Origin of the sequence: Oceanobacillus sp. CF4.6 (assembly GCF_051262635.1) — a bacterium.
Classification (GTDB): Bacteria; Bacillota; Bacilli; order Bacillales; family Amphibacillaceae; genus Oceanobacillus.
The window spans coordinates 1-20,078 of the sequence record NZ_JBIMEX010000002.1 but is presented as its reverse complement, the minus strand read 5'-3'; the positions used below and the strand labels follow the sequence as shown (position 1 = coordinate 20,078).

The window sequence follows — 20,078 nt, the reverse complement described above, 5'->3', positions numbered from 1 at the left end:
TTGCTAACCTGGGCAGAGGTTTTTGTTTTTAGAAGTATCCCTCTCGAATCGTTGCATCCATCGTTACTATATATCAGTAAGGAGAATCAACATAATGGCAGAAGTTATTCCACATTGGTTAACGAAACAAGCTGATTTGGCTCCAGAAGCAATTGCAATGGAGTTGGAAGATGGCAGCACGGTTACATTTAAACGGTTAAAAGAAAAAAGCCAGCGCTTTGCTAAGCAACTGGCACAACGTGGAGTTACTGAAGGAAGTCATGTTGGAATACTATCGACGAACCAAATTCCGATGATTGTGGCCATTCATGCATTAAGCTATTTAGGTGCTGTTGGTGTTTTATTAAATACTCGGCTGACTGGCGAAGAGCTTAATTATCAAGTGAAAGATGCAGAAGTTTCCATTTTGCTAACTGCAGATCATTTAAAAGAATCAGCTCAATCTTTAAAAGTAAAACACATTCAATCGTTTTCCGATATTGAAGCACAACCAGGAAAAGAGGTAATCTTAAAATCGGAGTTAGATTTGGATAATACCTTTACGATTATATATACTTCCGGCACAACTGGTTTTCCAAAAGGAGTCCTCCATACGTATGGCAATCATTGGTGGAGTGCAATTGGATCAGCATTGAATCTTGGTTTGAATAAAGACGATAAATGGCTGATACCACTTCCAATTTTTCATGTGAGTGGATTATCGACCTCAATTAAGAGTGTAATCTATGGTATGCCAGTCTATCTTCTGGAAAAATTTGATGCTGCAACAGTACATCAAGCTATTATGAATAAAGGAGTTACCATTGTTTCCGTCGTTACCATGATGGTGCAACGTCTGATGGATCGACTCGGTGACGAAAGCTATCCCGAATCATTTCGTTGCATGCTTCTAGGAGGTGGACCGGCACCAAAGCCAATGTTGGAACGAGCGAAGGAGAAAAAAATTCCTGTATTTCAATCCTATGGCATGACGGAGACTGCTTCTCAAATTGTAACGCTTGCACCGAAAGATGCACTTGAGAAAATCGGATCAGCTGGAAAACCACTATTCCCTGCACAATTGAAAATTGCACGAGCTACAGATGAGTTAATAGGGGAAATTCTCGTAAAAGGACCCATGGTGACGAATGGTTATTTTAAGAACGAGGATGCGAATAGAAAATTATTCGACAATGGCTGGCTGGCAACAGGTGATATGGGTTATCTCGATGATGAAGGATTTTTATATGTCGTGGACCGACGCAATGATTTAATTATTTCAGGTGGGGAAAACATATATCCATCCGAAATCGAAAGTGTGCTTAGCGGTATGGAACAAATCCATGAAGTAGGCGTTGCTGGAAAAAAAGATGATGTCTGGGGGCAAGTACCCATCGCATACATCGTCAAACATGAAGAAGTAACCGTGGACGCAATTTACACCTATCTAAAAAAACGTTTGGCAAAATATAAATTGCCTAAAGAAATTCACTTTGTTGAAGGACTTCCTAGAAATGCTTCGAATAAATTGGTGCGTAACAAATTACTCGATCTATATTAAATGTTTCAAGCTGGCTCTCTTAAGGTATACATAGGGTATATACTTGAAGGGAGCTTGATATGTATGAACAATTTTATGGACAATTATTTATCGGGTAGTTTTATGCAAGGACTGCAAAATTTTGTAGTTGCACTTATTGTTCTAGTAGTAGGGTGGTTAATCGCCAAAGTAATCGGAAATTTAGTTGAAAAAGCGTTAAAAAAAACCGATTGGGACGATAAATTAATAAACAAATACCGTACAAGTGATAAACCAGTCAACTCAGCTAAACTCATCGGGAAAGTGGTTTATTACATACTTCTAGTGGTTGTCTTCATTCTGTTCTTTAATGTATTGAATCTGAATATGATTGCAAATCCACTTTCTGAACTTATCTCTACATTCCTGAACTTTATTCCTGCTGTTCTAAGCGCAGCACTTATCCTTCTACTGGCTTGGGTTATTGCGAGCATTGCCCAATGGTTAATTGTTGAAGGAAGCAAAAAAGTCAATTTACAACAATTATTTTTCAAACTTAAGCTGGCAAAAACAGAAGCAGATATACAAAAATATACACAAACAATTGGTAAGATCGTATTTTATCTGATTTTACTGTTGTTTATCCCAGGTGTTCTTGATGCACTGAATATTCAAGGTGTAGCAGAACCATTTAGTGGCTTATTGGCAACGATCCTTGGATTCATTCCGAAGTTGATTGCTGCAGCCATTATTTTTGGAGTAGGTTGGTTTGTAGCTAAGATTGTTAAAAGTATTGTAACGAATCTGTTACATGCTGTAGGTTCCGAAAAACTGATTGATCGCCTGAAGCTTACCAAATTATTTGAAGGGACAAGCTTTGCGGCATTTGTAGGTAATATCGTATTTATTTTAATTTTGATTCCAATTACGATTGCTGCACTTGAACAACTTGAACTAAGAGGAATTACAGACCCGGCTATTGCGATGCTGAACACAATCATGAACATGATTCCAAGTATCCTGGTTGCAATTGGACTTGTTCTTGTCGGTGTTTGGTTAGGTAAGCTGATTGGTGGGTTTGTGGAAGATTATTTACAACGACTCGGTTTTAATCGTTTATCTTCTAAATTAAATGTAGGCAGTAAAAACGCAGTGTCCAATAAAATGACACCTTCTTCAATTGTAGGGTATATCGTACAGATACTGATTGTATTTTTCCTTACCGTACAGGCATTGAATCTTGTACAGCTTGACTTCCTTGTAGGAATTGCAACAATAATTACAGCTTACATTCCACATGTGCTTGCTGCAGTGCTAATTCTAGGAGTAGCGATTATCCTGGGAAATATGGTTCAAAAGCTGTTGAGAAATATCTTAGATGGTCCTGCTGCTAATGCTCTGGCCGGTTTTGCAAAATACGCCATTCTTGTATTAGCTGGATTTATGGCACTGACACAACTTGGAATTGCTCCGACTATTGTTAATGCAGCATTTATCCTCATCCTTGGTGGTGTAGCTTTAGCATTCGGTCTTGCATTTGGACTTGGCGGAAAAGATTTCGCAAGCAAATATTTACGTAAGTTCGATAACACGATTGACGAAACATCAGTGAAAGAACAAGAAGCGAAACAAACGGATGTAACGGATCTGATGGAAGATACAGAAGTGAATCTTAATAAGTCAACGGAACAGACTATCGATGATACAGATCCCTTTATCAATGATGATCCAGAAAAACCATAATAAGTAACATACGAGCATTTGCCTGACGATGGGCAAATGCTCTTTTTGGTTAAATTTCTGTAAATGAGCCAAATTAAAGACAGGAGGTGCTTGAATTGGAAAAGGGAAAATATTATGTGAACATTGGTACTGGCGAAATCTCTCAGAACCGCTACCAAAATAATGATGATTATATAATCTACGCAAGTTCCGAAGATATAGCCTTGTTAAGAGCCACAATGGAGAACATGCACGGAGCAAGCGTTGATTCGTTTATACGTGCCCATGTTCCAATCGTTCCATATCATAATGACAAAGCCAACGATGAATATGATGTCAACATCACAGAAGCATTTAGAATGCTCCATCAACTTGGGGATGAACAGACAAGATCCCATATTGAATCCATGGGAATCTTATCGGACAATCATATGTAGCTAAATGTTGGAATATAATTCGTAAAACATGTTTAATCTCTTGGAATAAAAGGAATAGAAAAAGCACATAACACTTGATGAACGACCAGGGGGATTTAAAATGAAAAAACATCATATGAAATTAAAGTGGGTTATACCAATAGGAATCATTACGCTATTCCTATTGGTGGGGAATCTGACTGTGAATAAGGAGCAGGTATTTGCGAATGATCACCAACAAATCAAAACTTTATCTTCCGTTAAAGAAGTAGTGAAAACACAGGGAGAACAGGAATTAACCCATGCGGAAGTAATAAATTTAACAAATCAATTCATGGATATTCTCGTACAGGATATCGATGCCAATTATAAAGTAATTCATTTCGATACAAAAGATGAACTTCTGAGAGAATTTGAAACAGTGACAACGAAGGAAACTGCACAGGAATTTGTTGACTTTTATTACAGTGAGGAAGCAGATGGTATGTATATTTTGCCAACAGAAACGCCACCATGGTTTCTTGAAGAAAATGATTATGATATGATAACAGTGGACGCTTCAACGGTAAAAGTTGTTCAGGACAACCATACTGATCTTGATGGCAACTACTCGCTGGAGTTGGAATTTACATTTGATAACGATTGGAAAATTACAAATATCATATATAACTAACTTTCCAACCAGCAAAAAAGGCAGTTGAATTATTTGATAACATTCAGAGATTATTACAACAATGAAGTAAAGCTTTCCTTTGAAGATCACCCCTTTTCAGAGAGCCCCATGCATGTATGGGTGATATGCAGGCATAAAGGGCAGTGGCTTTTAACCAAACACAGTGAACGCGGATTGGAGTTTCCAGGTGGGAAAGTGGAAGAAGGAGAAACAGCTAAAGAAGCAGCCGTACGAGAAGTGATGGAAGAAACAGGCGGTACCATCCAGGATATTAATTATGTTGGTCAGTATATGGTAGATGGCAGAAGCGATACGGTAATAAAAAATGTTTACTTTGCTACAATCGATAAACTGACAGAACAGGAAACCTATTACGAAACAGAAGGACCTATTTTGCTCAAATATATCCCTGGTAAAGTCAAATATATCAAGAAATACAGTTTTATTATGAAAGACGGCGTTCTGGAAAACTGCATGAAATACATTAAAACGAATAAAATGTAATGGAACAAAGACTACATCTGGGTGGATGTGGTCTTTGTTCTATTAAAATTCTTCCATTTTCCTCAATATCGATCCACAAATAAAAACAGAAACTTACAGCCTGAAGAATCAAGCTATATATTTCTGTTTCTGATTACCCAACGCTCAAGCCTTTCCACCAACTTATACATTATTGCTGCCAAGATAGCGATGATAACAAGACTTGACATAACGAGGGTGAAATCAAATACTTGAAATCCATAGATAATTAAATATCCAAGACCTTGTTTGGATACTAGATATTCTCCGACAATAACGCCAACCCATGAAAGGCCAACATTAACTTTCAAAGTAGAGATCATGGCTGGCATGGCTGCTGGAAAAATGGCTTCCTTGAAGCATTGCCATCGCGTTGCACCGAAACTCCGCAGTACTTTCTCATAGTTTGGGTCAACTTCATTAAATGCGGAGAAGACAACTAAGGTGGTTACGATAACCGAAATGATGAACCCCATAGCGATAATAGAAAGATAGCCGGGACCGAGTGCTACAATAAGAATTGGTCCGAGAGCTACTTTTGGCATTGCATTGAATATAACAAGATAGGGGTCCATAATTTTTGCGAATCGTCCGGATGACCAGAGCATCGTAGCGATAATAATTCCACCGATTGTTCCGATGATAAACCCAATGATCGTTTCAAAAAGAGTTATTTGTATATGGGTAAAAATAGAACCATTCGCAAATCGGGTTATGAGCAGGTTCAAAACCTTACTCGGCGAGCTAAATAACAATGGATCGATCCAATAGAAGCGGCTGGCTGTTTCCCAGAGGCCGATACACACAACTAGAATGCTTAGCTGCCAACTGAAAATGATTTTTGATTCCCTTTTTAAACCCCGTTGATACCTTTCAAATAATTGGCGATCATTCATTTGAGATTTCCACCGCCTTTTTGTCAGACCCCTTTGCTTCGAGTTCATCCCAAATCTTATCAAATAGAATCTGGAACTTTGGATGACGTCTTACCATGAAAGGGACTTCGTTTCGAAGCTCGATGGGAACATCATATACTTTGGCAATTGACCCCGGATTGGCATTCATCATAACAATGCGGTCGCTCATTGCGATTGCTTCTCCAATATCATGTGTTACAAGTACCGCGGTTTTATGATAGGATTTCAGTAAATCTGCGACGAGATCCTCCAGATTCAGTTTTGTCTGGTAATCAAGTGCTGAAAATGGTTCATCAAGCAATAAAATTTTTGGGTCATTAATGAGCGTTCTTACTAATGCTACACGCTGACGCATACCACCAGAGAGTTCATTTGGATATTTTTTAGATACATCTCTTAAGCCAACCTCATCGAGCAGTTGAACTGCTTTATCCTTTAATTCCATGGTATGAATCTTATTAATTTTAGGACCGAGCAACGTGTTATCAATAATCGTTTTCCAAGGAAAGAGGTAATCCTGCTGGAGCATATAACCAATATCCATTTCGGATTCCCAAATTGCTTTTCCCTGAAGTAAAACATTTCCTTCCGTTTGCCGGATGATGCCAGCGATAATGGAGAGAAGGGTAGACTTACCACAACCACTCGGTCCAAGCACTGCGACAAATTCTCCCTCTTTAACGGTTAAGGAAATATTATTTAATGCTTTTGTAAAGCTATTTTTAGAGAAATAATGATGGGAGACATGGTCCAAAGTCAAAAATGACACAAGCTCTCCTCCTTTTAATCCGTCATGACTCTTTCAGCATAGTCGGTATCCACTAAGTCACTATAAGGGGCATCAATAGGAAGTTCGCCAGCCTCTTCCATAATGGCTTTCAAATTATCCCACTCTTCCTCATCCAAGATTGGATCAGTGGCAAAGGATCCTTGGCTCTTATAGCGATTAATTGATGATGCGAGCATTTCCAAATCGGTATCTTCAAAGTAAGGCTCGATGACTTCAGCTATTTCTTTCGCACTGTTTTCCTGTACCCATTGTTGTGCTTTATAAATCGCGCGGGTGAATGCTTCCACAGCTTTATCATTCTCTTCCATATAGCTTTGTTTCGTCATAAAGACGGTATAAGGGACTTTCCCCGATTCCTCACCGAAGGAAGCGACAATATGTCCTTGACCCTCTTTTTCAAATACACTCGCAGTGGGTTCAAACAATTGAACATATTCGTAATCCCCAGATGCAAAGGCACCGGCAATATTCGCAAAATCGATGTTCTGAACAAGGTCGAGGTCTGCGTGTGGATCAATGCCATGTTGCTTTAAAACATATTCTCCAACCATTTGAGGCATACCGCCAACACGCTGTCCTAAAAAGTTACTACCTTCAAGATCTTCCCATGTAAAATCAGGTTTCGGCTCCTTTGCTACCAGAAAAGTACCATCCGTCTGGGTTAGTTGTGCGAAGTTAATCGCATAATCCCTTGAATCCTGTGCATACACGTAAATGGATGTTTCAGATCCGACCAATGCAATATCAGCCCCACCTGAAAGTAGTGCAGTCATCGTCGTATCGCCACCCCATGTTGTTTGCAGCTCGACTTCAAGGCCTTCCTCTTCAAAAAATCCCTTCTCAAGCGCTACATACTGTGGTGCATAAAAGAGAGAACGCGTAACCTCTGCTAAACTTATTTTCGTTGTTTCCGCAGCATTACATGCCGAAAGGAAGATGAGGAAAAAACCTGACAAAACAGCAATGAATCTAATTTTCTTCATACATTTCTTTCCCTTCAAAATATGTGATGGTTTATCAACACATTTTATGCGATATGGGAAAAATGTGTGAATGCCCATATTTGAAGAGCGGTATACAGTGTATCGAACGCTACATACAAAACCAAATAACCGCACCCAACTCAGGTCTCAAATACTATTAAAAAGTAAAGTACTTTTCGCATGGATTGTTGTTAACTGCTCCGTAGTCGAGATAAACTGCGACATAACTTCTATCATGTTAGAAATCATTTTCAGGAGAAATGTGCTCTTGCTACCGTCCGGGATTGCTCTGGGCGGATGCTTTCCACGGGCACGGCCTCAGCCTCCTCGAGAAAATCGCTCTGCGGGGTCTTCGGACACGTGCTGTTCCCGTAGGAGTCACCGCCCAGAGCAATCCCGGACTGGTGAAGTTGTATGATGTTATTTTAGCACCCGCAAGTATAGTAATTGTTAGCAACCTTAACTAGCTATGGGAAATACACGGAGACTCCAACGGGAAGAGAGGCTCACCAGCCGCCCGCGAAAAGCGAAGTGTATTTCCCAGAGCGGTCGCCGAAGTTCCTGCATACTGATAGAAAACCAGCAGTTACTTCGCAGTTTATAGAAACTGAGAAGGTTAAAAATGCAACAAAGTATACGAAAAGATCCAAAATAAAAAAGCCGGCCTCCATCGGGAGACCGGCTACTAGCACAAAAGCGGACCAAGACTTTTACTCATATAAATAATCTTTTTGGGATGAGGAAACTAAGTTTTAACCTTTATACAACGGTCCTGCTTGCTTGATTTCGTCACTTGCCAACGTGAACTTTTCAAAGTTCTTTTGGAATTTAAGGGCAAGTGATTCAGCTGCTTTTTGGTAGGCAGCTTTATCTTCCCATGTATTCTTAGGGATAAGAACTTCATCAGGAACACCTGGTACATGCATGGGAATTTCCAATCCAAAGATGCCATCGGTTACTGTTTCAACAGAGTTCAATTCACCTTCCAATGCAGCGTGGACCATTGCACGAGTGTAGGAAAGCTTCATGCGATTTCCTTTACCATAGGAGCCACCAGTCCAACCAGTGTTAACCAAAAAGACGCTGGATTCATACATATCAATCTTTTCTCCAAGCATTTCTGCGTATTTTGATGGAGCTAAAGGCAGGAATGGAGAGCCGAAGCAAGCAGAGAATGTGGCCTGTGGTTCTGTTACGCCACGTTCGGTACCAGCTAGTTTGCTCGTGTAACCACTAAGAAAATGATACATCGCCTGTTCCTTCGTTAATCTGCTGATCGGTGGCAATGTACCGGAAGCATCTGCTGTCAGGAAAATGATTGTATTCGGATGCCCTGCAACACTTGGTATGACGATGTTATCAATATTTTCAAGCGGGTATGCTGCACGTGTATTTTCAGTTAGAGATATATCATCATAATCTGGAATACGTGAATCTGAATCCAAAATCACGTTTTCAAGTACAGAACCATAGCGAATGGCATTAAAAATTTGCGGTTCCTTTTCTTCAGAGAGATTGATGCATTTTGCATAACAGCCGCCTTCAATATTAAACACGCCATTTGGACTCCAACCATGTTCATCATCACCGATTAGACGACGATAAGGATCTGCCGACAATGTTGTTTTTCCAGTACCGGATAGACCGAAGAATAATGCGACATCACCTTCAGCACCGACATTTGCGGAACAATGCATGGATAGCACATTACGCTGTGGGAGCAGGTAGTTCATAATTGAGAAGATTGATTTTTTGATTTCTCCCGCGTATTCCGTACCCCCAATTAATACGATGCGTTTCTTGAAGGAAATCAATATGAAAGCTTCTGAATTCGTACCATCTATCGCTGGATCTGCTTTAAAGTCAGGAGCAGAAATAACAGTAAATTCAGCTTGATGATTATCTAATTCTTCTTCTGTCGGTGGTATGAATAACTGTCTTGAAAATAGATTGTGCCATGCGTATTCACTGATTACCTGAATCGGTAAACGGTATTTCTCATCTGCTCCGGCAAAGCCTTTAAATTGGTAAATTTCCTCTTTCTCTTTTAAATAGTCAATCACTTTACTGTACAAAAGATCAAATACTTCTTCACGAATAGGTTGGTTTACTTTTCCCCAGTCAATAAAATCTTTAGAAACTTCATCGTTCACAATAAATTTATCCCCTGGTGAACGACCAGTATATGTTCCAGTTGAAGCACACACTGCACCAGTTGAAGTCAAAATTCCTTCATTACGGCTTAAGATTTTTTCAACTAATTGTGACACCGATAAATTTGGTTGAATATTTTGATGGGTGTAAAGCTCTTTTAGTAATGACTTTTCCACAGTTTTCATATTGAACTCTCCTGCCTTTTTAAAGGTATTGTATGTTATAATGAAATAACTTTTCAGATTATTTATCTTAATATGCTTATTAGTATAACACATTTAAATTAATAGTCCATACTAATTAAACAAGAAATTTATGAACTTTATGTGATACCGCTTACATGTTTAAAACAGTTGACAGTTTGCCATTGTTTCGGTAATCTAAATTTTGAACGGATACTCTCTTATTCAGAGTCGGTGGAGGGACAGACCCGATGAAACCCAGCAACCATCACTACGGTGAAAAGGTGCTAACCTGATGCAAGGATTTTTCCTTGAACAATAAGAGCGAAAGGCCAGCTAGTAGTCCCTTTCCTCATGCATTGAAGGAAAGGCTTTTTTTGTTTTTTAAGGATATTAAAATTATTTTTAATGAAAACATATTTAACTGGTCATCTAAAAATTGTTTTACCTTTTGAAGGTACTTTGAATAATATAGAAGAGAATGATTGATATAGAGTTCCGTAATATTTAACAAAGGAGAGTTTAGCCATATGGCTGCAAATCGTCGTTTATTTACATCAGAATCGGTAACAGAGGGACATCCGGATAAAATGGCAGACCAAATATCTGATGCAGTTCTGGATGAAATTTTAAAGAAAGATCCAAATGCAAGGGTAGCATGTGAAACTACGGTTACAACTGGACTCGTATTAGTTGCAGGTGAAATTTCCACAAGCACCTATGTAGACATTCCAGCGATTGTTCGAGAAACGGTCAAAGGAATTGGCTATACACGTGCAAAATATGGCTTTGACTTTGAAACATGTGCCGTACTTACTGCAATTGATGAACAATCTGCCGATATTGCAGGTGGAGTTGATACTGCACTGGAAGCACGTCAAGGAAAAATGAGTGAAGATGAGATTGATGCAATTGGTGCAGGAGACCAAGGGTTAATGTTTGGTTTTGCCTGTGATGAAACAGAGGAATACATGCCTTTACCTATTTCACTGGCACATAAACTATCCAAACGTTTGGCGGATGTCCGTAAAGAAAATGTATTGGATTATTTACGTCCGGATGGAAAAACACAGGTAACAATAGAGTATGATGAAAATGATCAACCGGTTCGCATTGATACAATTGTTATTTCTACACAGCATCGCCAGGATACAACTACGGAACAAATTGAAAAAGATATGATTGAACATGTTATTCGTAAAGTTGTTCCTGCTGACTTGCTTGATGAATCTACGAAGTACTTTATTAATCCGACTGGCCGCTTCGTTATTGGTGGACCACAAGGAGATGTCGGTTTAACTGGCCGTAAGATTATTGTGGACACATATGGCGGGTATGCACGTCATGGTGGGGGAGCATTCAGTGGGAAAGATGCTACCAAAGTAGACCGTTCTGCTGCATATGCTGCACGCTATGTTGCTAAAAATATTGTGGCTGCTGGCCTTGCAAAGTCATGTGAAGTTCAATTGGCTTACGCGATCGGTGTAGCAGAACCTGTGTCCATTGCAATTAACACATTTGGTACAGGAAAGGTTAGCGAGGAAGTTCTTGTAGATGCAGTCCGTAAATTATTCGATTTGCGCCCAGCAGGAATTATCCGCATGCTTGACTTGCGAAAACCAATATACAAAGAAACTGCTGCCTATGGACATTTTGGCAGAACGGATATCTTATTTCCGTGGGAGAAAACAGACAAAATTGATGAATTAATAGCAATGACGAAATAAAATGTATGATAGAAAGCCACACAACGCTGTAAAGGCTGTGTGGCTTTTTTGGCAAGTAAGAAAGTATAAACTTTCTTACTTGCAATAAGTGCAACTAAGGCATTCGCCGAAAAGGCTTGGCGCATGCCAAGTTTTCTAATATGAATTCTTTGTAGTATTGTTAAAGAACGATGCAGAAGTCCGAAATAAACTAGATTCTAACGTTGAATTACTAAATAGTAGTTTTTTATTATAATACAGTTTGGTAGTATAGAAATAAGGGAGGGTAGGTTATGTATTATTATGATAATGGCGATCATTTAATATTGAAAATAGCTATCCTAACAGGGACTCTTTCACTAATCATTTTCATTTTTAATTGGATCATGAGAAAATTATTGAATGTTGAACGCCTGAAATGGTTCTCGAATCATTATGTTAATGATACACATAAAAAGTATGATAAGAGAATACGAGTAATTTCTGTTATGGTTTATTTGATTGCTATGTTCTACCTGATTGCTGATTCTTCGGATTTTGGTATGGAAACTTCTTGGTATTTATTCGTAGTTGGTATGGTCATTATGGCAGTACAAGAATTAATAAGGGCTTATATGGAATGGAAATATCTAAAAGGGAAAAATAATTATCTGTTTACACTTATTCAGTTGATATTTATCATTGCTACTGTAGTAGTCGTATTCAAATCTGAGTTCTTTGGGATGTTTAATTTATAGTTAGGTTTTCATTTATAGGCTATATTCGAAATGGGGTGTTGCTTTTAATCTTTGTAGTTGATATAAATTGCAACCATAACTTTATCTATTCTTCACATAATAACAACCGGAAACAAACACGGGTAGTGCTTGCTCCCAACTGTGTTTTATTGCTCTTCTATTTGTGCCTTAAATTTGAATAAATGTCTTTATTAATCTTAGGTTAGGTTTCTTCATCACTTCGGTATTCTAAGATATCCCCAGGCTGACATTCTAAAGCCTTACAAATTGCCTCTAAAGTAGATAATCGATTCGCTTTAGCCTTTCCATTTTTCAATAAAGCCCCATATTTGTATGCTCTTTATAATATTTCCCTTTTTCTACGTATGATTTTCGAACACGTTCCATTTCAGCATAATCTTCTTCGTTCAGTTCCCTTACAACCTTGGCTGGCCTGCCCATTACCATGGTGTTTGGTGGGATTTTTTTACCTGGTGGGACGAGACTTCCAGCTCCGACGAATGCATTTTCGCCAACTTCTGCTCCATCCAAAATAATCGACCCCATTCCGACCAATGCATTTTTACGGATGATGGCTGAGTGCAGGGTAACCTGGTGGCCAACCGTTACATCGTCTTCTACAATAAGCGGGTTATTAGGACTTTGATGCAGCATGGATAGATCTTGAATACTAACCCTTTTGCCAATACGGGTAGGTGCAATATCTCCACGAATCACAGTTTTGAACCAAATGCTTGATTCTTCGCCAATTTCGACGTCTCCATTAATCACCGCATCTTTTGCGATAAAAGCAGTATCATGAATTTTTGGATAAATATGATGATAGTGGTCAATCATGATTTTTCCCCCTGTTTTCATTTGTATTTTTCAATTCATTTTGGTGATATAATTAGTATAGCAAATATGATGGAATTTTGTATGGAATGGAGGGAACCATGTGAATCAAGCACCAGGCAACGTTATTTCACTTCTGCGGTCCAGTTTTCAGAAAATTTTTCCGATGGTGGATGAGGAAATCAATTATTGGAGAAATCGAGCGGAACAGATTCCCGATAAGGAATTGAGGTCACAGGCAATTGCGAGTATCGATTCCAAAAAGTTTCATTGTCAGGGTGGGGGTGCGTATGCACTCCTTGCGGGCGAGAATGCTAAAACAGCGGTTCGCTTCATTGTTGCCTATCAGACCATCAGTGACTATCTTGATAATCTTTGTGATCGCAGCACATCACTTGATCCTCATGATTTCAGACTATTGCATCTGGCAATGAAAGACGCTCTGAACCCTGACAATAAGGAGTTGAAGAACTATTACCGTCTACGTGAAAATCAGAATGACGGGGGATACTTAACAGAGCTCGTAGGAACATGTCAACAAATTCTTGAAGAACTGGATGGTTATTCAACGATTATCGATCAGGTCTGGAAATTAGAGGGAATGTATGCTGATTTACAGGTACATAAGCATGTAACGGTAGAGGAGAGAATCCCCCGTTTAACAAGTTGGTATGAGGAAGACAAAGAGAAGGCACCCGAATTATCATGGTATGAATATTCCGCAGCAGCGGGTTCGACAATAGGAATCTATTGTCTTGTATCCTATACATTAGGTGGTAAAATGGATAGCAACATATCACAGATTATATATAATGGTTATTTTCCATTCGTGCAAGGCTTACATATCCTGCTTGATTATTATATTGATCAGCAAGAAGACATGGTAGAGGGAGATCTGAATTTCTGTCATTTTTATTCCGATGATCAACAAATGAAGGAACGCCTCATCTACTTTATCAAGCAGTCTAACAAACATGTGAAACAACTTCCAGACAGGAAATTTCATGAATTGATCGTTCAGGGCCTTGTTGGACTCTATTTAGCCGATGAAAAATTGGAGCAGGTAAGAGGTTCAGAAGAGATGTGCAAGGCGCTACTGAAGGCGAGTGGAAATACTGCAAAATTTATTAATTTCACTATTAAATTTTATCATAAAATGGAAAATTCCTGAGGAGGGAACGAACGTGTATGAGTTAAAAACAAAAGAAACAGACCATAGTGTAATTGAATTTATCGAAAATGTGGATAATCCCAAAAAGCGGGAGGATGCCTACAAACTTCTGGATATATTTACGGAAACAACGGGTTTCGAAGCAAAGATGTGGGGACCAAGTATTATAGGATTCGGTTCGTATCATTATAAATATGAAACAGGTCATGAAGGCGATGCACCGTTAGTTGGCTTTTCGCCGCGTAAAGCAAAACATAGTCTGTACTTTGCTACTGGGGATGATAGAAGAGGAGAACTGTTGAAGGACTTTGGGAAGCATACGACAGGGAAAGCTTGTGTGTATATCAATAAAGTAGCAGATATTGATATAGACGTTTTAAAAGCATTAATCAATCAGTCGATTGAATTTCTTCAAGGACTGTATCCGAGTAAATAAAGTAATGGGATTACAAAGGTTTGTTTTTGTAATCCCATTTTTAAAGGTTTATGCCTTATTCATACGATTCGTTAGGAATAGGTAAATAGCGATGCCACCAAATGTTATCATTGTACCGGTGATCAAGCGGGTTGATTCGGTCATCGTTGTGTAGCTTAAAAACTGGGAAATGACAGGCTCCTAGATCTTTTTCTCTATCGCAAGAATAAATGGTGGGTCGTTTTTCTGATTGATAAATCCATAGCGTAATACATTATATTCTTTCTGGTCCAACTGAAGAAGGTATGCCAATAGAGACTTTTTCTCATCCTTACCGCCCTTATGTCCATAATATACGACAGTAACAACAAGACCACCTTTCTTTAATAGAGTTAAAATAGAATCAATTGCAGTTACGGTGGACGCTGCTTTTGTAATAATGGATTTATCGCTTTTTGGCAAGTATCCGAGATTGAATATGGCTCCACCAATCTCTGTTTTCTTTATATAGTCACCAATTTGTGAATGGCTATCATGAATGAGCGATACATTTGTCCGTTGATGGCTAATCAATGCTTTCCTAGTACTTGCAATCGCTTGTTCCTGGATATCAAAAGCATAGACATGTCCGTGTTCGCCGACAATGTTGCTTAAAAATAAGGTGTCATTTCCATTACCACACGTTGCATCAATTACTTTTTCACCTTTTTCAATGGATTCTTCGAGTAAATAATGTGCATAATTTAAGACGCCTTTTAGCATGAATGAGCACGTTCCTTCGTTATAAATTTAATGTTTTCACTTATTTTATCATGGAAGCGCTTTTATAAGAAATAAAATATGTATTGAAATATTTCTGAAAAGTATGCACTATCCAATTTGAACATTTCACATAGAATGAAGCATTAAATAGAAAATACGTGTCGCCTTGACAATGAGGCGCCTTTTCATTATAATTCGGTTAAATAATTCAACGACTCTGATAAGGATTAGTAGTAAATTTTTTCAGGCTTAGAGAAGTAGTGTTTGGTGGAAACTGCTGCTGGAGATATTTATGAACTCACCTTTAATGTTGCAGAAGTGAACGCAAGTAGCTTCTGCCGATACATCCGCGTTAAGGATTACAAGCGAACGCTAATTTGCGTTAATTTGGGTGGTACCGCGGGAGATAAAGCTTCTCGTCCCTACATAGGGATGAGTGGCTTTTTTTGTTGTTGAAACTAACGTTAGCGCCCATCGAATAGAGTGTTGAGCAGTGGAAGGAAGGTAAAGAATATGAGTTTTAACCATCAGCAAATTGAAAAGAAATGGCAAAAACATTGGTTGGAAAATAAAACATTTAAAACGGAGACCTTTTCCGAAAAGGATAAATTTTATGCACTAGATATGTTCCCATATCCATCAGGGGTTGGGCTTCATGTTGGGCATCCGGAAGGCTATACAGCAACGGATATTCTATCCCGCATGAAGCGAATGCAAGGGTATGAAGTATTACATCCAATGGGCTGGGATGCTTTCGGGCTTCCTGCAGAGCAATATGCTATAGACACAGGGAATAGTCCTGCAGAATTCACTGCGAAAAACATTGCTACTTTTAAACGTCAAATTCAGGAGCTTGGTTTCTCCTATGATTGGGACCGTGAAGTAAATACAACCGATCCAGATTATTATAAATGGACACAATGGATTTTCATTAAGCTTTATGAAAAGGGTCTTGCCTATATTGATGAAGTTGCTGTTAACTGGTGTCCTGCTCTTGGAACGGTGTTGGCAAACGAAGAAGTTATTGATGGAAAAAGTGAACGTGGTGGGCATCCGGTTGTTCGTAAACCAATGAAACAATGGATGCTGAAAATTACTGCTTATGCAGATCGCCTTCTTGAAGATCTGGATGATTTAGATTGGCCTGACAGTTTAAAAGAAATGCAACGCAACTGGATTGGTCGCTCAGAAGGTGCTGAAGTAACGTTCCATATTGACGGCCATGATGAAGAATTTACTGTCTTCACAACACGTCCAGATACATTGTTTGGTGCAACCTATGCCGTACTTGCTCCTGAACATCCATTTGTTAAAAAAATTACAACTGCAGAACAAATAAATGCAGTTGATGCTTATTTGAATGATGTTCAAACAAAATCTGACCTTGAGCGGACCGATCTTGCAAAAGGTAAAACCGGTGTATTTACTGGAGCATATGCGATTAATCCAGTTAATAATGAAAAGATGCCGATTTGGGTTGCTGATTACGTATTGATGAGTTATGGGACGGGTGCAATTATGGCGGTACCGGCACATGATGAACGTGACTATGAGTTTGCAAGCAAATTTGAGTTGCCGATCATAGAAGTTGTGGCCGGTGGAGATGTTACAAAAGAAGCTTATACAGGTGATGGTGAACATGTAAACTCCGACTTCTTGAATGGTCTTGGAAAAGATGAAAGTATTAGCAAAATGATTGACTGGCTTGTTTCAGAAAATAAAGGCGAAAAGAAGGTTACGTATCGTCTACGTGACTGGTTGTTCGCAAGACAACGGTACTGGGGTGAACCAATTCCAATCATTCATTGGGAAGATGGTTCTATGTCAGCGGTCCCTGAAGAAGAGCTACCATTGGAACTTCCAGTGATGTCCGAGATAAAACCATCTGGTACAGGAGAGTCACCTCTTGCCAATAATACAGAATGGGTCCATGTCATTGATCCAAAAACAGGTATGAAGGGGCGCCGTGAAACAAATACAATGCCACAATGGGCAGGCAGCTGCTGGTATTTCCTCCGTTATATCGATCCGGACAATACGGAACAGCTTGCAGATCCGGAAGCGTTGAAAGAATGGTTGCCAATCGATATTTACATCGGTGGAGCGGAACATGCCGTACTTCACTTGCTATATGCTCGTTTCTGGCATAAATTCCTGTACGATATCGGTGTGGTATCCACAAAAGAGCCATTCCAGAAATTGTACAATCAAGGAATGATCCTTGGTGAAGGTAATGAAAAAATGAGTAAATCCAAGGGGAATGTTGTTAACCCTGATGATATCGTTGTTTCTCACGGAGCAGACACACTTCGTCTATATGAAATGTTCATGGGACCACTGGATGCATCTGTTGCCTGGTCAACAAATGGACTTGATGGTGCTAGAAGATTCCTTGATCGAGTTTGGAGATTGTTCATCAATGATGATGGTAAACTATCCGATAAGATTATAGATGGAGAGAATGCTGATCTTGATAAGGTATATCATGAAACCGTGAAAAAAGTGACCGATGATTTTGAGAACCTTCATTTTAATACAGGTATTTCCCAAATGATGGTGTTCATCAATGACGGTTATAAAGCAGACAGTATGCCAAAAGCATATATGGAAGGTATTGTGAAGCTACTTTCACCAGTTGCACCACATATTGCTGAAGAACTTTGGGCGAAACTTGGTTATACAGAAACGATCAGCTATTCCAAATGGCCTGTATATGACGAATCCAAATTAGTTGAGAATGAGGTTGAAGTAGTCCTTCAAGTAATGGGAAAAGTTCGTTCGAAAATTAATGTTTCCGTAGATATTTCTAAAGACGACTTGGAAAAAGCAGCACGTGCTGATGAAGGTATGCAAAAATGGCTGGAAGGTAAAACAATCCGAAAAGTGATTGTCGTACCAGGAAAGCTGGTTAACTTCGTAGCAAATTAAAAAAATGAAAAAAGATCTCTTCTTATAATAAGGAGAGATCTTTATATTCAGGGAAGAATAAGTAGGGCGTATTTAATCTGAAGGTACCCATTCTGTTTTTAAAATAACCCATTCACCATTTTCAAAATACCACAGCGTTTCAATAGTACCAAGACCATCCGCATGATAAGCACCACTTATTTGTTTATAACTTTTTAACCCATAACCTTTACTGTCGCTAATCTTAATTGGTTCAAAAAAAGCAATCGGATCAATCATTAGCGGTGTTTGTACCAATAACTTACCATTCTTATCATAAATACCGAGACGTATATAATCACCAGCTCTATCCATTACTTCTATTATAATCGGTTTATCACCAGGATTCATTTGGAGTGTAGCCTTGAAGTTTTCTTCAAAACTCCCTTCAACAAAGCGTTGTTCAGGCAAGTCAATCTCTTTCATATTACCATTTGCGAGCGTCCGGAAGTTATAAGTATACAGCCCACCACTTCCACCAGTTGGACTTTGGAAAAAAATATCGTTGATGCCATCATGATTTAAATCAATAAACTGTATAACGGGATCATATCCACCGCCATAGCTAATTTTCCAATCATTACTTGAAGTTGATGTGACCTCTGCCCATATATCCTGATAATACTGGGCATCAGGGGAGAAAAGCATCCCTTTTAATTCAATTGTCTCCTTTTCACCATCACCTGTAACATCTTCATGATAGGTTTCTATTATGATCGCTTCTTTAGGATCTGTTTCAGCAGCAAAAGTAACAGAAGGGATAACTAATAATAGAAGAAACAGGAATTGCATTGCAGACTCACTCCGTTCAATGTTTATTTTTTTAAATGTTACGTCGCTAATCACGATTGTTTTAATGCAGTTAGATTGCGCGTAGTGTTTGCATCTTATGCGTAAAATCCGTAAAATTGAAGTTGCATATAATAGGAAAGGATGATTGTTGTGGCAGATATTAAAGAAATAACGCCAACAGAAGTAGAAGAACTAATGAATAAAGATAATATTGTAGTGATTGATGTAAGAGAAGATGAGGAAGTTGCGCAAGGTATTATTGAGAAAGCGAAACATATTCCATTGGGAGAAATTCCTGAAGCAGCCTCCGAATTGGATAAAAACAAAGATTATATACTCGTTTGCCGTTCAGGTGCCAGAAGTATGAATGCATCGAAGTATTTGAACGAACAAGGTTTTAAGGTTATAAATATGAAAGGCGGCATGTTGAAGTGGGAAGGCGAAGTAATCGTCTGACTATTGTTAGAGGTTATCTCTGGGAAAAATGGAAATAACCTCTAGTAAGAATAGGTTGATTTTATGAATAAAAGCGTGTAATATTAATTTTACTGTTTAGGAACCGGTTGATGCCGACTTGGTAAACAGTAATTTTATTTTTTTCGACAAACACAAATAATAGTATTGACAAGCTTTGATAATAAATGCTATAATAAGATTCCACAAGTAAGCAAAGACAACATCTGTTTACAAGAAAAAAATAAATGTTGACAAATACTTGCTGAATGTGGTATATTAATCGGGTCGCTATTTTAAACGACTTACAAATTTGCTCTTTGAAAACTGAACAAAACAACCAGTATGTCAAAGGAAGAAAACTTGTTTTTCTTTCTGAAACAACCTCAATTAAGTTTTACTTAG

Annotated in this window: 18 protein-coding genes, 1 pseudogene, 1 riboswitch and 1 other annotated feature; of the genes and pseudogenes, 11 read left to right on the top strand and 8 right to left on the bottom strand. The window is 38.7% G+C overall.

Translation table 11 applies throughout. The features are described 5' to 3' along the window. Nucleotides 1–94 precede the first annotated feature (94 nt). The 5 genes from ACHABU_RS03700 to ytkD all read left to right on the top strand — a co-directional run bounded on the left by ACHABU_RS03700 (nucleotide 95) and on the right by ytkD (nucleotide 4,813). The gene (locus ACHABU_RS03700; RefSeq protein ID WP_435762403.1) at nucleotides 95–1,540 is read left to right on the top strand and encodes an o-succinylbenzoate--CoA ligase; all 1,446 of its coding nucleotides are present in this window, start codon (nucleotides 95–97) and stop codon (nucleotides 1,538–1,540) included. A 63-nt stretch (nucleotides 1,541–1,603) separates the two neighbouring features. After that, on the top strand, nucleotides 1,604–3,241 hold the full coding sequence (locus tag ACHABU_RS03695; protein ID WP_435762401.1) for a mechanosensitive ion channel: 1,638 nt from the start codon (nucleotides 1,604–1,606) through the stop codon (nucleotides 3,239–3,241). A gap of 95 nt (nucleotides 3,242–3,336) precedes the next feature. Next, nucleotides 3,337–3,657 carry a hydrolase gene (locus tag ACHABU_RS03690; protein WP_435762399.1) on the top strand — a complete coding sequence of 107 codons (321 nt, stop codon included), beginning with the start codon at nucleotides 3,337–3,339 and terminating at the stop codon, nucleotides 3,655–3,657. A 100-nt stretch (nucleotides 3,658–3,757) separates the two neighbouring features. Further along, nucleotides 3,758–4,309, top strand: coding sequence for a hypothetical protein (locus ACHABU_RS03685; RefSeq protein ID WP_435762397.1), 552 nt, complete (start codon nucleotides 3,758–3,760; stop codon nucleotides 4,307–4,309). Nucleotides 4,310–4,342: 33 nt separating this feature from the next. Then, nucleotides 4,343–4,813 carry an RNA deprotection pyrophosphohydrolase gene (gene ytkD, locus ACHABU_RS03680; RefSeq protein ID WP_435762395.1) on the top strand — a complete coding sequence of 157 codons (471 nt, stop codon included), beginning with the start codon at nucleotides 4,343–4,345 and terminating at the stop codon, nucleotides 4,811–4,813. Nucleotides 4,814–4,926: 113 nt separating this feature from the next. On the opposite strand, the gene ACHABU_RS03675 is transcribed toward ytkD, so the two are convergent. From ACHABU_RS03675 to pckA, 4 genes are all read right to left on the bottom strand, one after another. Continuing rightward, nucleotides 4,927–5,727, bottom strand: a complete 801-nt coding sequence (locus ACHABU_RS03675; protein ID WP_435762393.1) for an ABC transporter permease — start codon at nucleotides 5,725–5,727, stop codon at nucleotides 4,927–4,929. Beyond that, nucleotides 5,720–6,517 carry an ABC transporter ATP-binding protein gene (locus ACHABU_RS03670; RefSeq protein ID WP_435762391.1) on the bottom strand — a complete coding sequence of 266 codons (798 nt, stop codon included), beginning with the start codon at nucleotides 6,515–6,517 and terminating at the stop codon, nucleotides 5,720–5,722. The genes ACHABU_RS03675 and ACHABU_RS03670 overlap by 8 nt, the downstream gene beginning before the upstream one ends. A 14-nt stretch (nucleotides 6,518–6,531) precedes the next feature. Next, the gene (locus ACHABU_RS03665; protein WP_435762386.1) at nucleotides 6,532–7,521 is read right to left on the bottom strand and encodes an ABC transporter substrate-binding protein; all 990 of its coding nucleotides are present in this window, start codon (nucleotides 7,519–7,521) and stop codon (nucleotides 6,532–6,534) included. Nucleotides 7,522–8,273: 752 nt separating this feature from the next. Then, complete coding sequence (gene pckA, locus ACHABU_RS03660; protein ID WP_435762384.1) at nucleotides 8,274–9,860, bottom strand: phosphoenolpyruvate carboxykinase (ATP); 1,587 nt, start codon at nucleotides 9,858–9,860, stop codon at nucleotides 8,274–8,276. Between the two features lie 215 nt (nucleotides 9,861–10,075). Continuing rightward, nucleotides 10,076–10,182: riboswitch (SAM riboswitch) on the top strand. A gap of 205 nt (nucleotides 10,183–10,387) precedes the next feature. Between pckA and metK the strand changes: the two genes are divergently transcribed. Both metK and ACHABU_RS03650 read left to right on the top strand, forming a co-directional pair. Then, complete coding sequence (gene metK / locus ACHABU_RS03655; protein WP_435762382.1) at nucleotides 10,388–11,584, top strand: methionine adenosyltransferase; 1,197 nt, start codon at nucleotides 10,388–10,390, stop codon at nucleotides 11,582–11,584. A gap of 272 nt (nucleotides 11,585–11,856) precedes the next feature. Next, complete coding sequence (locus tag ACHABU_RS03650) at nucleotides 11,857–12,300, top strand: DUF4181 domain-containing protein (protein WP_435762380.1); 444 nt, start codon at nucleotides 11,857–11,859, stop codon at nucleotides 12,298–12,300. 202 nt (nucleotides 12,301–12,502) lie between these two features. On the opposite strand, the pseudogene ACHABU_RS03645 reads toward ACHABU_RS03650, so the two are convergent. Then, nucleotides 12,503–12,622 (bottom strand): annotated as a pseudogene (locus ACHABU_RS03645) (helix-turn-helix domain-containing protein); the annotation flags it as partial. Beyond that, nucleotides 12,613–13,137 carry a gamma carbonic anhydrase gene (locus tag ACHABU_RS03640; protein WP_435762378.1) on the bottom strand — a complete coding sequence of 175 codons (525 nt, stop codon included), beginning with the start codon at nucleotides 13,135–13,137 and terminating at the stop codon, nucleotides 12,613–12,615. The gene ACHABU_RS03640 and the pseudogene ACHABU_RS03645, both read right to left, overlap by 10 nt. A gap of 100 nt (nucleotides 13,138–13,237) precedes the next feature. Here ACHABU_RS03640 and ACHABU_RS03635 point away from each other — a divergent pair, with 100 nt between their 5' ends. After that, entirely contained in the window at nucleotides 13,238–14,305 is a 1,068-nt protein-coding gene (locus ACHABU_RS03635; RefSeq protein ID WP_435762376.1) for a tetraprenyl-beta-curcumene synthase family protein, read from the top strand. 13 nt (nucleotides 14,306–14,318) lie between these two features. Further along, nucleotides 14,319–14,741 (top strand): DUF1801 domain-containing protein, encoded by a 423-nt coding sequence (locus ACHABU_RS03630; RefSeq protein ID WP_435762374.1) that lies wholly within the window; start codon nucleotides 14,319–14,321, stop codon nucleotides 14,739–14,741. Between the two features lie 180 nt (nucleotides 14,742–14,921). Here ACHABU_RS03630 and ACHABU_RS03625 read toward each other — a convergent pair whose 3' ends face one another. Further along, nucleotides 14,922–15,482, bottom strand: coding sequence for a class I SAM-dependent methyltransferase (locus ACHABU_RS03625; RefSeq protein WP_435762372.1), 561 nt, complete (start codon nucleotides 15,480–15,482; stop codon nucleotides 14,922–14,924). Nucleotides 15,483–15,690: 208 nt separating this feature from the next. Next, nucleotides 15,691–15,909: a binding site (T-box leader), on the top strand. 86 nt (nucleotides 15,910–15,995) lie between these two features. Here ACHABU_RS03625 and leuS point away from each other — a divergent pair. Next, on the top strand, nucleotides 15,996–18,410 hold the full coding sequence (gene leuS / locus ACHABU_RS03620; protein ID WP_435762370.1) for a leucine--tRNA ligase: 2,415 nt from the start codon (nucleotides 15,996–15,998) through the stop codon (nucleotides 18,408–18,410). Between the two features lie 72 nt (nucleotides 18,411–18,482). On the opposite strand, the gene ACHABU_RS03615 is transcribed toward leuS, so the two are convergent. Beyond that, nucleotides 18,483–19,220 carry a hypothetical protein gene (locus ACHABU_RS03615; protein WP_435762368.1) on the bottom strand — a complete coding sequence of 246 codons (738 nt, stop codon included), beginning with the start codon at nucleotides 19,218–19,220 and terminating at the stop codon, nucleotides 18,483–18,485. A gap of 141 nt (nucleotides 19,221–19,361) precedes the next feature. Here ACHABU_RS03615 and ACHABU_RS03610 point away from each other — a divergent pair, with 141 nt between their 5' ends. Then, complete coding sequence (locus ACHABU_RS03610; RefSeq protein ID WP_435762366.1) at nucleotides 19,362–19,676, top strand: rhodanese-like domain-containing protein; 315 nt, start codon at nucleotides 19,362–19,364, stop codon at nucleotides 19,674–19,676. Nucleotides 19,677–20,078 lie beyond the last annotated feature (402 nt).